This window comes from Pulveribacter suum (genome assembly GCF_003013695.1).
GTDB classification, from domain to species: domain Bacteria; phylum Pseudomonadota; class Gammaproteobacteria; order Burkholderiales; family Burkholderiaceae_C; genus Melaminivora; species Melaminivora suum.
Genome location: NZ_CP027792.1, coordinates 476,451 through 489,930, shown reverse-complemented (window position 1 = coordinate 489,930; position 13,480 = coordinate 476,451). Strand labels below are relative to the sequence as shown.

At 70.0% G+C, this 13,480-nt stretch carries 10 protein-coding genes; 4 read left to right on the top strand and 6 right to left on the bottom strand.

Annotation, left to right across the window (positions count from 1 at the left end):
* Nucleotides 1–22: 22 nt before the first annotated feature.
* Both C7H73_RS02185 and C7H73_RS02180 read right to left on the bottom strand, forming a co-directional pair.
* Nucleotides 23–1,176 (bottom strand): IS3 family transposase gene (locus tag C7H73_RS02185; protein WP_106845069.1). Its coding sequence is split into 2 segments (ribosomal slippage): nt 23–936 and nt 936–1,176, totalling 1,155 coding nucleotides; the frame shifts between segments, so codons are not numbered across the junction.
* A gap of 44 nt (nt 1,177–1,220) precedes the next feature.
* Complete coding sequence (locus tag C7H73_RS02180) at nt 1,221–1,838, bottom strand: hypothetical protein (RefSeq protein ID WP_157948309.1); 618 nt, start codon at nt 1,836–1,838, stop codon at nt 1,221–1,223.
* A 217-nt stretch (nt 1,839–2,055) separates the two neighbouring features.
* On the opposite strand from C7H73_RS02180, the gene C7H73_RS02175 reads away from it, so the two are divergent.
* The 3 genes from C7H73_RS02175 to C7H73_RS02165 all read left to right on the top strand — a co-directional run bounded on the left by C7H73_RS02175 (nt 2,056) and on the right by C7H73_RS02165 (nt 4,758).
* The gene (locus C7H73_RS02175; RefSeq protein ID WP_106845161.1) at nt 2,056–3,789 is read left to right on the top strand and encodes a ribonucleoside triphosphate reductase; all 1,734 of its coding nucleotides are present in this window, start codon (nt 2,056–2,058) and stop codon (nt 3,787–3,789) included.
* An 83-nt stretch (nt 3,790–3,872) separates the two neighbouring features.
* On the top strand, nt 3,873–4,058 hold the full coding sequence (gene nrdD, locus C7H73_RS02170; protein ID WP_106845160.1) for an anaerobic ribonucleoside-triphosphate reductase: 186 nt from the start codon (nt 3,873–3,875) through the stop codon (nt 4,056–4,058).
* A 1-nt stretch (nt 4,059) separates the two neighbouring features.
* Nucleotides 4,060–4,758 carry an anaerobic ribonucleoside-triphosphate reductase activating protein gene (locus C7H73_RS02165; protein ID WP_106845159.1) on the top strand — a complete coding sequence of 233 codons (699 nt, stop codon included), beginning with the start codon at nt 4,060–4,062 and terminating at the stop codon, nt 4,756–4,758.
* Nucleotides 4,759–4,766: 8 nt separating this feature from the next.
* Here C7H73_RS02165 and C7H73_RS02160 read toward each other — a convergent pair whose 3' ends face one another.
* Both C7H73_RS02160 and C7H73_RS02155 read right to left on the bottom strand, forming a co-directional pair.
* Complete coding sequence (locus tag C7H73_RS02160) at nt 4,767–7,094, bottom strand: ATP-dependent DNA helicase (RefSeq protein ID WP_106845158.1); 2,328 nt, start codon at nt 7,092–7,094, stop codon at nt 4,767–4,769.
* The gene (locus C7H73_RS02155; RefSeq protein WP_106845157.1) at nt 7,091–7,927 is read right to left on the bottom strand and encodes a hypothetical protein; all 837 of its coding nucleotides are present in this window, start codon (nt 7,925–7,927) and stop codon (nt 7,091–7,093) included. The genes C7H73_RS02160 and C7H73_RS02155 overlap by 4 nt, the downstream gene beginning before the upstream one ends.
* A 212-nt stretch (nt 7,928–8,139) precedes the next feature.
* On the opposite strand from C7H73_RS02155, the gene C7H73_RS15835 reads away from it, so the two are divergent.
* On the top strand, nt 8,140–9,480 hold the full coding sequence (locus C7H73_RS15835) for a methyl-accepting chemotaxis protein (RefSeq protein ID WP_106845156.1): 1,341 nt from the start codon (nt 8,140–8,142) through the stop codon (nt 9,478–9,480).
* On the opposite strand, the gene recQ is transcribed toward C7H73_RS15835, so the two are convergent.
* A complete protein-coding gene (gene recQ, locus C7H73_RS02145) occupies nt 9,441–11,300 on the bottom strand; it encodes a DNA helicase RecQ (RefSeq protein ID WP_106845155.1) in 1,860 nt (619 codons plus the stop codon). The genes C7H73_RS15835 and recQ overlap by 40 nt on opposite strands.
* Before the next feature lie 199 nt (nt 11,301–11,499).
* A complete protein-coding gene (locus tag C7H73_RS02140) occupies nt 11,500–13,476 on the bottom strand; it encodes a gamma-glutamyltransferase family protein (protein WP_106845154.1) in 1,977 nt (658 codons plus the stop codon).
* Between the last annotated feature and the right edge of the window lie 4 nt (nt 13,477–13,480).

The following is a 13,480-nucleotide window of genomic DNA, read 5'->3' as shown; positions in this document are numbered from 1 at the left end:
GCACTGAATCGCCCCGGATTTCCTAGACACTTTTGAGCCGTTGGGAATGGCGTCGCTCGAACTCGACTGGCGAAGTGTCGCCGGCCGTGCCGTGGCGCCGCTTGGGGTTATAGAACATCTCGATGTAGTTGAAGATGTCGGCGCGTGCGTCGCTGCGCGTGGCGTAGATCTGCCGGCGCACACGCTCGCGCTTGAGCAGCTGGAAGAAGCTCTCCGCGACGGCGTTGTCGTGGCAGTTGCCTCGCCGGCTCATGCTGCTGACTAGGTTGTGCTCGCGCAAGAAGGTCTGCCACTCATGGCCGGTGAATTGACAGCCCTGATCGGAGTGCACCGTGACGGGGTCTTCAGGCCTGCGGCGCCACAGCGCCATCAGCAGCGCGTCCAGGACCAGGCTTGTGTCGATGCGGCTGCCCATGGACCAGCCCACTACCTGGCGTGAGAACAGGTCGACCACGACCGCCAGGTACAGCCAGCCTTCATGCGTGCGGATGTAGGTGATGTCGGTCACCCAGGATCGATTGGGCTGGGCCACCGTGAACTCGCGTTGCAGGTGGTTGGGTGCAACCACAGCAGGCTTGCCTGCTCGCACACCAGGGCGGCGGCGGTAGCCTGTCTGCGAGCGCAGTCCTTCGAGCTTGAGCAGCCGCGCCACGCGGTGCTTGCCGCAGCGCTCGCCCAAGTCGCGCATGTCCAGCGTCAGCTTGCGATACCCATACACGCCGCCGCTCTCCAGCCAAGCTTGCTTGAGCAGGCCAGCCAACCGCTGGTCGTCTTTTGCCCTTGCACTCTCTGGCTCGGCTTTCCAAGCGTAATAACCGCTTGGATGCACCTGCATGACCCGGCACATGCGCCGCACGCTGTGTTGTGCTTCGTGCGCCTTCATGAACGCGTACTTCACCCGGACTGCCTGGCAAAGTACGCGGCGGCCTTTTTTAGGATGTCGCGCTCCTCTGTCACGCGCCGCAGTTCGGCCTTCAGGCGCCGCATCTCCTCTGTCTGTGACACCTGTGCCTGCCGTTCGGCCGCCGGCGCTGAGTACGCCTTGATCCACTTATACAGGCTGTGCTGGCTCACGCCGATCCGGGCGGACACATCGGCCACCCGATGGTGTCGCTCCGTGATCTGCTTGACCGCTTCGATCTTGAATTCTTCAGGGTAGTGTTGCTTCGCTGTCATGGCACCTCCTATTGGGCCTCAGGTTTGAGGCTCCAAGGTGTCTACTAAACCCGGGGCGATTCACACAGCACTCCTCCGGCCAGCTGCCCGCGAACCTGGTGCTCGCAGCCAAACAGTCCATTGGGACTCACCATGATCCCGTTGCCATTGGCAGTGGCGTCTTCCAGCCGGGTGAATTCCACGGCGTCAGCCAACATGCCTTCGGAGCCAAAGGAGGTGAGTGTCCAAATCCCCTTCAGGCTTGCGGGAGCGAACGCATATCCAAAGTTGAAGCGCGAAATGGCGACCTCGGGCTCGTTCGGGAAAGTGATGAAGCCGGTCGTTCCACTGGTGAAGCGGACATTGACGTTGCCGGGACTGCCAGCTTCGGCCCCCGAGCGCGGGCCGCTGCCGAAGTAGCGGCCACCGCTATAGCGCATCAACGGCGCGCTGAAGCGATCGTTTTGCAACGCACCCGAAGCCAGATAGAAGGTGGGCTGCCCGTTGCTCTCATAGGCGTACATCTGCACCACCAGCGTGCCGTTTTGCGCATCCATGGCAAGTCCGCGCCCAGGCTTGCCGTTGACCTCGGAGCTCACCACCCACGTGCCTCCCTGTGGCATGAATGCATGCACTACCCCTGCTCCCAACAAAGCTGCTACCGCGACCAGTTTTTTCAGCATCTGTTTCTCCAATGGTTGTTGATACAAAGAAATACCTTTATAGGTAGCAGCGTTATACAAGAAACAGAATGTAAAAGACAGCACAAAAATGAATCCCGCTGCAGATTTGCAGGCGTCCTGAACCTGTCTTTCTTGAGGGAAAGTTTGCGCCCCCTCAAACTACCTATAGCGTTTGAACCGCATAGTTAACGCTACATATAGTGTTTCAGGGATCAAAATGACTCCGCCGACGCAATCCCAGCCGCACGCCTTCGTGGACGTGGCGGCCACCGTGCACGAATACCTCACCCGTGCCGACTGGCGCGTGAACGCCAATGCCAACCAGGGCTACTCGCTGGGCGGGCTGATCCTGAACATGGCCGGCAAGGTCACGGCCAACTACTGGCTCACGCAGGTCTATGCGCCCGAGATCGGCGAGGCGCACAGGAGCGGCGATCTGCACATCCACGACCTGGACATGCTCAGCGGCTACTGCGCCGGCTGGTCGCTGCGCACGCTCTTGCACGAGGGGCTGAACGGCGTGCCGGGCAAGGTGGAGTCGGGGCCGCCGAAGCACATGTCCTCAGCCGTGGGGCAGATCGTGAACTTCCTGGGCACGCTGCAAAACGAGTGGGCCGGCGCGCAGGCGTTCTCCTCGTTCGACACCTACATGGCGCCCTTCGTGCGCAAGGACGGCATGGATTACGCCAGCGTGCGCCAGTGCATGCAGGAGCTGATCTACAACCTGAACGTGCCGTCGCGCTGGGGCACGCAGACCCCGTTCACCAACCTGACCTTCGACTGGACGTGCCCGGAGGACCTGCGCGAGCAGGTGCCGGTGATCGGCGGGCAGGAGATGCCGTTTGCCTACGGCGAACTGCAGGCCGAGATGGACCTCATCAACCGCGCCTACATCGACGTGATGACCACGGGCGACGCCAAGGGGCGCGTGTTCACCTTCCCCATCCCGACCTACAACATCACGCCCGACTTCCCCTGGGAGAGCGAGAACGCGCAGCGCCTGTTCGAGATGACGGCCAAGTACGGCCTGCCGTACTTTCAGAACTTCATCAACTCCGAGCTGTCGCCGCACATGGTGCGCTCCATGTGCTGCCGGCTGCAGCTGGATTTGCGCGAGCTCCTGAAGCGCGGCAACGGCCTGTTTGGCAGCGCCGAGCAGACCGGAAGCCTGGGCGTGGTCACCGTCAACTGCGCGCGCCTGGGGTTCGTGCACGCCGGCGACGAGGCCGCCCTGCTGGCTGCGCTGGACCGGCTGCTCATCCTGGGCAAGGACAGCCTGGAGGCCAAGCGCACGCGCATCCAGCAGCTGATGGACGAAGGCCTGTTCCCCTACACCCGCCGCTACCTGGGCACGCTGCGCAACCACTTCAGCACGCTGGGCGTGAACGGCATCAACGAGATGGTGCGCAACTTCACGCACGACGCGCACGACATCGCGAGCGCCTTTGGCCACGCCTTTGCGCTGCGCCTGCTGGACCACGTGCGCACGCGCATCGTGCAGTTCCAGGAAGAGACCGGCCACCTGTTCAACCTGGAGGCCACGCCCGCCGAAGGCACGACCTACCGCTTCGCCAAGGAAGACCGAAAGCGCTGGCCGGGCATCCTGCAGGCCGGCACGCACGAGCAGCCCTACTACACCAACAGCTCGCAGCTGCCCGTGGGCTTCACCGACGACCCTTTCGAGGCGCTGGCGCGGCAGGAGCAGTTGCAGGGCAAGTACACCGGCGGCACGGTGCTGCACCTGTACATGGGTGAGCGCATCACCAGCGGCGCGGCCTGCCGCGAGCTGGTGCGCCGGGCGCTGACGCGCTTTCGCCTGCCCTACATCACCATCACGCCGACGTTCTCCATCTGCCCCACGCACGGCTACCTGGCCGGCGAGCACGCGTTTTGCCCGCGCTGCGACGACGAGCGGCTGGAACACAAGCGCCGCCAGCGGCTGGCGGCATGAGCCAAAACAGCCTCCAGCGCCCGCCAACCAAGCGCGGGCAGCTCTCATTTTCATAGTTCCCAACCCCCTGCAAGGAGACCACCATGAGCCACTTTTCCCCCACCGAAGCCCAAGCGCTGGCCAGCCTGCCGCTGCAGCTGACCGACGCCGAACGCCAGCCCTGCGAGGTCTGGACGCGCGTCATGGGCTACCACCGCCCCGTGGCTAGCTTCAACGTGGGCAAGCGCGGCGAGCATGCCGAGCGCCGCTTCTTCGCCGAGCCGCGCTGACATGGCCCTGCGCGTGGGCGGCCTCACGCGGCTGACCACCATCGACTTCCCCGGCCGCCTGGCGGCCGTGGTCTTCTGCCAGGGCTGCCCCTGGCGCTGCGGCTATTGCCACAACCCCGATCTGCTGGACGCCGCCGCACCCGCCGCCCTGGCCTGGGACGAGGTGCTGGCCTTTTTGCGCCAGCGCCGCGGCCTGCTGGACGGCGTGGTCTTCTCGGGCGGCGAGCCGCTGACGCAGTCCGCGCTGCCCGAGGCACTGGCCCAGGTGCGCGCGCTGGGCTTTGCCACCGCGCTGCACACCGGCGGCATGTACCCCGACCGCCTGGCCGCCGCGCTGCCGCTGCTGGACTGGGTGGGGCTGGACATCAAGGGCCCCTGGCAGCGCATCGACACCATCACCGGCGTGCCCGGCAGCAGCCAGCGGGTGCGCCAGTCGCTGCAGGTGCTGCTGCAGGCCGGCGTGCCCGGCCAGTGCCGCACCACCTGGCACCCGGGCCTGTTTGCACCCGGCGAGCTGCTGGAGCTGGCGCGCGCGCTGGCCGACCTGGGCGTGCGCGACTGGGTGCCGCAGGCCTGCCAGGATGCGCGCCGGCCGGGCAGCCTGCAGCAGGCGCACCGGGAACTGGCGGCCCTGCGCGGCGCGCTGGCGCAGGTCTTCGCGCCACGTGCGTCCTGCACGGAGACCGCCGCGGCGGCCTGAGCACGCGCCTATCCGCCCTGCACCTGCCACCAGGCCGGCAGCAGCGCCCGCACCTCGGGGCGGGCAAAGCGGTCGTCGATCAGGTGCACCACGCCCCGGTCGTCGGCCGAGCGGATGACGCGCCCGGCCGCCTGCACCACCTTGTGCAGGCCCGGGTACAGGTAGGTGTAGTCGTGCCCAGGGCCGCTGCCGAACAGCGCCTGCATGCGCGCGCGCATCTGCTCGCGCGCGGGGTTGACCTGCGGCAGGCCCAGCGTGCAGACGAAGGCGCCGATCAGCCGCCGCCCGGGCAGATCCACCCCTTCGGCAAAGGCGCCGCCCAGCACGGCAAAGGCGATGCCCTGCCCGTCTTCGGTGAAGCGCGCGAGAAAGGCGCGGCGCGCGTCCTCGTCCATGTGGCGCTCCTGGCGCCAGTGCGCCACGCCCGGGTGCTGCGCGGCAAAGGCCTCGCAGACCTGCTGCAGGTAGTCGTGGCTGCTGAAGAACGCCAGGTAGTTGCCCGGCTGCGCAGCGAATTGGCGCGCCATGAGCTGCGCGATGGGCGCCACCGACGCCGCGCGGTGCGCCCAGCGGGTGGAGATGTGGCGCGCCACGTGCACTGCCAGCTGGCTGGCGTGAAAGGGCGCGCCCACCTCGGCCGCGGCGTGCCCCTGGGGCAGGCCCAGCAGGTCGGCGTGGTAGTGCGCGGGCTGCAGCGTGGCGGAAAACAGCACCGCCGTGTGCGCCGCGGCCCAGCGCAGCGCCAGGTGCGGCGCCGGCACGATGCAGCGCAGGTGCAGGTTGCAGCCGCTGCGCGCGCCGGGCAGGCGCTGGCTGTCGATGAGCGAGTGCTGCGCGTCGAAGGTCTCCAGGCGGGCGTTGAACTGCAGCAGCGCGAAATACCACTCCAGCAGCGGCGCATCCGGCGCCAGCGGCTGCTCGGCCAGGTGCTCGGACAGCGCCTGCGCGCAGCGCGCCAGCGCCCCGGCCAGCGGCCCGGGCAGGGCGGCGTGCACGGCGTAGTCGCCCTGCATCTCGCGCGCCAGCGCCAGCCAGGCGCGGCGCACTGCGGCCAGCGCCTTCTTGACGCGCGGCTCGCGCAAGGCCGTGGCCGAGCCCATCGCCTGGCGCAGCAGCGCAGGCGCCAGCTGCGCGCCGTACATGCCCCGGGCGCGCTCGACCAGGTTGTGCGCCTCGTCCACCAGCAGCGCCGCGCGCCAGCCCTGCTGCTGCGCCAGCGCGTGCAGCAGGCCGGCCGGGTCGAACCAGTAGTGGTAGTCGCCCACCACCACGTCGGCCCAGCGCGCCAGCTCCTGCGACAGGTAGTAGGGGCAGATGCCGTGCGCCAGCGCCACCTCGCGCACGCGTGCCTGGGTCAGCAGCTGCGCTCCCGGGGCCAGCGCCGCGCTGCGCGCCTCGGGCAGCCGGTCGAAAAAACCGCGTGCCAGCGGGCAGGCCTGCGGTTCGCAGGCGCTGCCCGGGTGCTCGCAGGCCTTGTCGCGCGCCACCAGCTCCAGCACGCGCAGCGGCGCGCCCGCGCCGCCGCGGGCCAGCAGCGCCAGCGCGTCCAGCGCCACCTGTCGTCCAGGCGTCTTGGCCGCCAGGAACAAGAGCTTGTCCAGCCGCTGCGCGGGCACGGCCTTGAGCTGGCCGAACAGCGTGGCCAGCGTCTTGCCGATGCCCGTGGGCGCCTGCGCCAGCAGGCAGCGCCCGTGCGTGGCGGCGCGCCATACGTGCGCCGCCAGCTCGCGCTGGCCGGGCCGAAACTGCGGGTGGGCAAAGGCCAGCGTGCCCAGCGCCGCATCGCGCGCCGCCCGGTGCGCGGCCTCGCGCTCGGCCCAGGCCAGGTAGCGCGCGCACTGCTGCTCGAAGTGCTGGCGCAGCTCCTGCGCACTGCAGGCGGTGGTAAGGACGGTCTGCTGCCCGCTGTCCACGTCCAGATAGACCAGCGCCAGCTCCAGCGCATCCAGCCCGCGCGTGGCGCACAGCAGCCAGCCATAGACCCGCGCCTGCGCCCAGTGCAGCGCGCGCTGGCCGGGGTTGTGCCGCGCCAGGCTGCCGCGATGGGTCTTGACCTCCTCCAGCCGCTGCAGCGCCGGGTCGAACCCGTCGGCCCGCCCGCGCACCAGCAGCGGCCCGTGGCGGCCCTGCAGGCTGACTTCGGCTTCGTAGCCCGGCGCGCGGGCCGCCGCCACGCGGGCGTGGCCGGCGATGCCCTCCAGCGCCGTGGGCGCCGGGGTGTGGCGCAGGTCCAGGTCGCCGCTGCGGGCGGTGAATTCGCACAGCGCGCGCACGGCGACGGTAAAGCGCGGCGGGTCGGCGCCGTGCTCCTGCCCGGGCGCGGCGGGTGCGGTCATGGCGCGCCCAGGCGGCCCTGGGCGGGTTCGGCCTCGGCCGTCAGGGGCGCGGCCCGGCACAGCGCCATCCACACGTCAAAGGACAGTGCGCAGCGCGCGTGCCGGGCGGCGCGCACCAGCTCGAAGCGCGCGCCCAGGCCGTCCTCGCCCGGCGCGCCGTGCATCAGCCACACGCCGAACTGCGCCGGCACCTCCTCGGGTGCGGCGATGCCGGCAGGAAAAACGTAATAGCACTCCTCGCACAGCCACTGGTAGGCGCTGCGCTTGGCGGCGTGGCGCAGGTCGGACTGCAGGTCGGCGCGGCTGGCCTTGACCTCGTGCACCATGGGCCGCAGGTAGCCCGGCACGGTGGTGTGGCGGATGGAAAACAGATCCGGCCGCGCCACGCGCCACAGCCGGGCGGCGCGGCGGGCGGCGGGCGTGGGGGCGTCGTCATCCCACAGCGCGGGCAGGGCCGGCGCGGCAAGTGGCGCGGCAGGCGCCGCGTCCCCGGCGGCGCAGGGCGGCTCTTCCTGGGCCGCCAGCGCGGCGCGCAGCGACAGCTCGCGCCAGACCACGCGCCCGGCCGGCAGCAGCTGCTGGCGCGCAAAGGCCAGCGCCATGCGGTCGTGCAGGCTTTCGCTGCGCTTGCCGGTGCGCCGCGCCTGGGCCAGCCAGGCAATGCCGGCGTCGGTCACGCGCAGCAGCGGGTGGCCCTCGAGGCTGGTCTGGCGCTCGAGCATGCCGGCGGCCAGCAGGTCGATCTCCACCCCGTCCTGGCACGGCCAGCCGGCCGAGCGCCAGATGTCCATCAGACGGGTGCGGTGGTGGCGGGCAAGGGCAGGAGCTGGCATGGCTGAAGGGGCAAAACACTGATTATCCAGACAGTAGTTTGCCCACGCCGGGCCTGCAGTTTCTGACACGCTCTTGCGCTGCGAGACGACTGGTCGCGCGCCCGCCCTGAGACATGATTTGTTGCACAGGTAAACATTTGGCTTACCTCTCGCGTTGAACCCGGTGGGCGCCTGCCTCTGGGCACACCAGCAGTTCCGAAAAGGTTGTTTTCATGCTTCGCACGCTCTTGCGTTCCCTGCGCCGCTGGCGCACCGCTCCCTGGGCGCTGCGCGCTTTTGATCGCTCCATGGCCGTGGTGCACCTGGACCTGCAGGGCCGCATCCTGCAGGCCAACGCGCGTTTTTGCGCCATCCTCGGCTACAGCCCGCAGGAGCTGGCGGGCCAGCCGCACGAGATGCTGTGCCCACCCGGCCACGCGGCCAGCCCCTCGTACCAGCAGGCGCTGCGGCAGCTGCAAAGCGGCGAACCCTTTACCGGCCAGGTGCAGCGCCAGCGCAAGGACGGGCAGCGCGTGTGGCTGCGCACCACCTACAGCCCCATCCTGGACGGGCGCGGGCGGCTGACGCGCGTGGTCGAGCTGGCACAGGACGTGACCGCCCAGGCCCAGGAGCGGCTGCACGCGACCGCCGTGCTGCAGGCCATCGACCGCTCCATGGCCGTCATCGAGTTCGATCTGCAGGGCCACGTGCTGCAGGCCAACGAGAACTTCCTGCAGACCATGGGCTACGGGCTGGCGCAACTGCAGGGCCGGCACCACCGCACCTTCTGCCCGCCGGCCCTGGCCGCCAGTGCCGAGTACGCGCGCTTTTGGGAGCGGCTGCGTGCGGGCCAGTTCTTTCGCGGCCAGGTCGAGCGCGTGGACAGCAGCGGGCGCACCGTCTGGCTGGAGGCCACCTACAACCCGCTGCATGACGCGCAGGGAACGCTGACGGGGATCATCAAGGTGGCTACCGACATCACGCACCGGGTGCTCCAGGCGCAGGCGCGCCAGCAGAGCGTGAACACGGCGTATGCCATCGCGCAGGAAACGCAGTCCCTGTCCGAGCAAAGCGGCGGAGCGGTGAGCCAGGCGGTGCAGCGCATCCAGGCCATGGAGGGCACGTTCGAGGCCGCTGCCCAGAGCGCCACGGCGCTGGGCCGGCAAACGCAAGCCATCGACTCGGTGCTGGGCGCCATCCGCCGCATTGCCGACCAGACCCACCTGCTGGCGCTGAACGCCGCCGTGGAGGCGGCGCGCGCAGGCGATGCAGGCCGTGGCTTTGCCGTGGTGGCCGGTGAGGTGCGCCGCCTGGCCGCCGACAGCAAGGCCGCCACCGATGGCATCAGCCAGACCATCGCCACCATCCAGGACGAAGTGGCAGCGATGCAGCGCACCATGCAGTCGGCGCTGGCCGGCGTGGCCGACAGCGTGGCGCTGGCCGGCCAGGCGGTGCAGTCCATGGAGATGATCCGCAGCGACGCCGGGCGGGTGGTGCAGGCCGTGCAGGCCCTGCACTCGCAGGAGACGGCCGGTCAGCCGCCGGCGATCACGCGCAGCACCTCGGCGCCGTAGGCCTCCAGCTTCTTGGCGCCCATGCCGCTGATGCCCTGCAGCTCCTGGGTCGAGGCGGGGTTGCGCTCGGCAATCGCTGCCAGCGTGGCGTCGTGGAAGATGACGTAGGCCGGCAGGTTGTGCTCGCGCGCCACCTCGGCGCGCCAGGCTTTCAGGTTGATGAAGCGCACCTGGCCGTTCTGGTCGAGGTTGGCCGCGGCCGCGGGCGGCGCGGCGGCGCGGCGCGCGCGCTTCGGCGCCGCCTGGGCCGTGGCCTCGCGCAGCTGCACGCCCTGCTCGCCGCGCAGCACGGGGCGCGAGCCCTCGGTCAGGGTGAGCGTGTCGAAGCTGTGGCCGCTGTCCAGCAGCACGCGCTGCACGCCCACGGCCCCCAGCGCCAGCAGCTGGCGCAGCACGCCGCGCAGCTGGCTTTCGGAGTAGTCCTTGCCCACGCCGAAGGTGGACAGCTGCTGGTGGCTGAACTGGCGCACCTTCTCCGTGTCCTTGCCGCGCACGATGTCCATGATGTGCCCGGTGCCAAAGCTGATGCCGCTGGCCTGGTGCACGCGGTAGATGGTGGACAAGAGCTTCCTGGCCGCGTCCGTGCCGTCCCACACCGCGGGGGGCTGCAGGCAGTTGTCGCAGTTGCCGCAGGGCGCCGACTCCTCGCCGAAATACTGCAGCAGCCGCACGCGGCGGCAGTCGGTGGCCTCGGCCAGGGCCAGCAGGGCATCGAGCTTGCCGCGCAGCACAGCCTTGAATTCCTCGGCCGCGTCGCCGTCGTCGATCATGCGGCGCTGGTTCACCACGTCCTGCAGGCCATAGACCATCCAGGCGTCGGCGGCCAGGCCGTCGCGGCCGGCGCGGCCCGTCTCCTGGTAGTAGCCCTCGATGTTCTTGGGCATGTCCACGTGGGCGACGAAGCGCACGTCCGGTTTGTCGATGCCCATGCCGAAGGCGATCGTGGCGACCATGACGATGCCGTCCTCGCGCAAAAAGCGGTCCTGGTGCTGCTGGCGCAGCTCGGCCGGCAGCCCGGCGTGGTAGGGCAGCGCGCTGATGCCCGCGTCCTGCAAGGCCTTGGCCATCTCCTCCACGCGCTTCCTGGACTGGCAATACACCACGCCCGCCTCGCCCAGGTGCTCGCGCTCGATGAAGCGGATCAGCTGCGCCAGCGGCTCCTTTTTCTCCTCGATGCGGTAGCGGATGTTGGGCCGGTCGAAGCTGCTGATGAAAAGGCGCGCGTCCTGCAGCTGCAGGCCGGCGACGATGTCGGCGCGCGTCAGCTCGTCGGCCGTGGCCGTGAGGGCGATGCGCGGCACGTCGGGGTAGCGCTGGTGCAGCAGCGACAGCTGGCGGTATTCGGGGCGGAAGTCGTGCCCCCACTGGCTCACGCAGTGCGCCTCGTCGATGGCGATGAGCGACAGCTGCCCGCGCGCGTGCAGGCCGTCCAGCAGCGCGATGAAGCGGTCGGTGGTCACGCGCTCGGGCGCGGCGTACAGGGTGGTCAGCTCGCCGCGCGACAGGCGCTGCTCTACGTCCAGCGTCTGCGGCCAGTCCAGCGTGGAGTTGAGGAAGGCCGCCTCCACTCCCGCCTCCAGCAGCGCGCCCACCTGGTCGTGCATGAGGGCGATGAGCGGCGAGACGACGATGGTCACGCCCCGCCCGGCATCGCGGCGCACGATGGCCGGCACCTGGTAGCACAGCGACTTGCCGCCGCCCGTGGGCATGAGCACCAGCGCGTCGCCGCCGGCGACCACGTGGTCGATGATGCCCTCCTGCGGGCCGCGGAAATGCTCGTAGCCGAAGACGTCGTGCAGGACGGAAAGCGCGGGGGACAAGGCGGAAAACTCTCTTTTTGATAGCTGCCAGCGCTTGGGTGGCAAGGGCTGGAGGCCGTTTTGACATGCAACCAGGCGGCGCAGGCAGGTGCGTATTTTGCGCCGCGGGCCTTGGGCCCTCAACGCAAAGGGGCGCTGGGCGGGCCGATTGTCGCCGGCCGCGCCCCGCGCCCCTTCCAAGCGCCGTGTGCGCTGGCCCCTACAGCGCCCCGTCGCCCAGCACCAGGCCTTCGCGGCGCGGGTCCACCCCGCCCTGCCACTGCACCGCCCCGCCGCGCTGCACGCGCATGATGGTGGAGATGCCGCTGGACTGCGCGGCGGTGGACACCGTGTGCCCCTTGGCCTGCAGGCCGGCGATCAGGCCGCTCAGGTCCATGGTGGTGTTGGAGCCGTCCACGTTGGTGGTGCGGCTGTTGCTCGCGCCGAAGTCGTTGAGCGAGGTGGCCTGCTGCGCATCCAGCCCCCAGTCCAGCGCGCCGACCACGGTCTTGAGCACGTACTGGATGATGGCGCCGCCGCCGGGCGAGCCGGTGGCCATCAGGAACTCATCGGGCCCGCTGGCGCCCTTGAAGACCAGCGTGGGCGCCATGGTGCTGCGCGGGCGCTTGCCCGGCTCCACGCGGTTGGCCACCGGGTTGCCGGCGCTGTCCTGCGGCTGGGCGGAGAAGTCGGTCAGCTGGTTGGTCAGCAAGAAGCCGCCGACCATGTGGAACGAGCCCATGCTGGACTCCACCGTGGTGGTCATGGACACGACGTTGCCGTAGGCGTCCACGATGGAGTAGTGCGTGGTGCCGTACTCGGGCGTGCGGTCCACGGCCTGGCGGGCGGTGGCCGTGTCGAACACGCCGGCCTCGGCCACGCCCATGCTGCGGTCGGGGTCGATGAGCGCGGCGCGCGCCTTCAGGTAGTTCCTGTCCAGCAGGCTCGCGACGCCGCGCCCGGGCAGGGCGACGAAGTCGGTGTCGGCCACGTACTTGTCGCGGTCGGCATAGGCCAGGCGCTCGGCCTCGGTGACCAGGTGCACGCCCATGACGCTGGGGATGCCGCCCTCGTTGTCCGGGTTGGCCGGCTTGTGCGCCGCCAAATCGAAGTTCTCCAGGATGCCCAGCGCCTGCACGATGGCGATGCCGCCGGACGACGGCGGCGACATGGAGCACACGTAGTAGCTGCTGCGGTAGCTGCTGCACACCGGCTCGCGCTTCTTGGCCTGGTAGCTGGCCAGGTCCTGCAGCGTCATGAGGCTGGGGGTGATGGGCGTGCGCGCGGCGTCGTCGCCCACCGACTGGCCGGCCTTGGCGACGATGGCCTGGGCGATGGGGCCACGGTGCAGCGCGTCCGCGCCCTGGTCGGCCAGGGCCTTGAGCGTCGCGGCGTAGGGCGCATTGGTCATGGTGGACAGCGCCGGGCGCGGCGTGCCGTCGGGCAGAAAGTAGATCTGCATGGCATTGGCGTCCAGCGCCAGGCTGGAGGCGTTGCCGGCGATGGCGCTGGCCAGCCGCTGCGGCACCCTGAAGCCCTTGGTGGACAGCTGGATGCCCTCGTCAAACAGCTGGCTCCAGCGCAGCTTGCCGTGCTCGCCGTGGGCCAGCTCCAGCATGCGCATCACGCCGGGCACGCCGATGGAGCGGCCGCTGCGCCGCGCGCTGGGCACGGGCGCGGGAGAGCCCGCGTCGGCCTGGTCCTGGCGCGTCAGGTAGTAGCCCGTGGCGGCGGCGGGCGCCGTCTCGCGGCCGTCGTAGGCGGTGACCTTCTTGCTGGCCGCGTCGTAGTGCAGCATGAAGGCGCTGCCGGCGATGGTGCTGGACTGCGGCTCCACCAGGCCCAGCACGGCCTGCACGGCCACGGCGGCGTCCACCGCCGAGCCCCCGGCGCGCAGCACGTCGCAGCCGGCCTTGGTGGCCAGCGGCGTGTTGGCCACCACCATGTACTTGCTGGAATGCTTGGCCTTGTAGCCCAGGCGGTAGCCCGAGGCGGCCTCCGGCGCAGCCGGATCGCCCGCCACGCCCGAGCCCACGATGACGGGCTGGCCGCTGCTGGAGACGACCGAGCAGCTGTCAGGGTTGGTATCGACGGCCAGGGGGCTGCCGGGCTCCAGTGAGCCGCTGGAGCCGCCGCAGCCGGCCAGCGCCAGCAGCGCGGCCAGCGACGTCGCTGGCCAGGGGAAATGTCGGGCCATGGTG

What these genes read in the sequence shown, in the direction of transcription:
- C7H73_RS02175 (WP_106845161.1), top strand. Translation starts at nt 2,056, where the DNA reads ATGACTCCGCCGACGCAATCCCAGCCGCACGCCTTCGTGGACGTGGCG.
- C7H73_RS02140 (WP_106845154.1), bottom strand. Translation starts at nt 13,476, where the DNA reads ATGGCCCGACATTTCCCCTGGCCAGCGACGTCGCTGGCCGCGCTGCTG.
- C7H73_RS02160 (WP_106845158.1), bottom strand. Translation starts at nt 7,094, where the DNA reads ATGACCGCACCCGCCGCGCCCGGGCAGGAGCACGGCGCCGACCCGCCG.
- nrdD (WP_106845160.1), top strand. Translation starts at nt 3,873, where the DNA reads ATGAGCCACTTTTCCCCCACCGAAGCCCAAGCGCTGGCCAGCCTGCCG.
- C7H73_RS02165 (WP_106845159.1), top strand. Translation starts at nt 4,060, where the DNA reads ATGGCCCTGCGCGTGGGCGGCCTCACGCGGCTGACCACCATCGACTTC.
- C7H73_RS15835 (WP_106845156.1), top strand. Translation starts at nt 8,140, where the DNA reads ATGCTTCGCACGCTCTTGCGTTCCCTGCGCCGCTGGCGCACCGCTCCC.
- C7H73_RS02155 (WP_106845157.1), bottom strand. Translation starts at nt 7,927, where the DNA reads ATGCCAGCTCCTGCCCTTGCCCGCCACCACCGCACCCGTCTGATGGAC.
- C7H73_RS02180 (WP_157948309.1), bottom strand. Translation starts at nt 1,838, where the DNA reads ATGCTGAAAAAACTGGTCGCGGTAGCAGCTTTGTTGGGAGCAGGGGTA.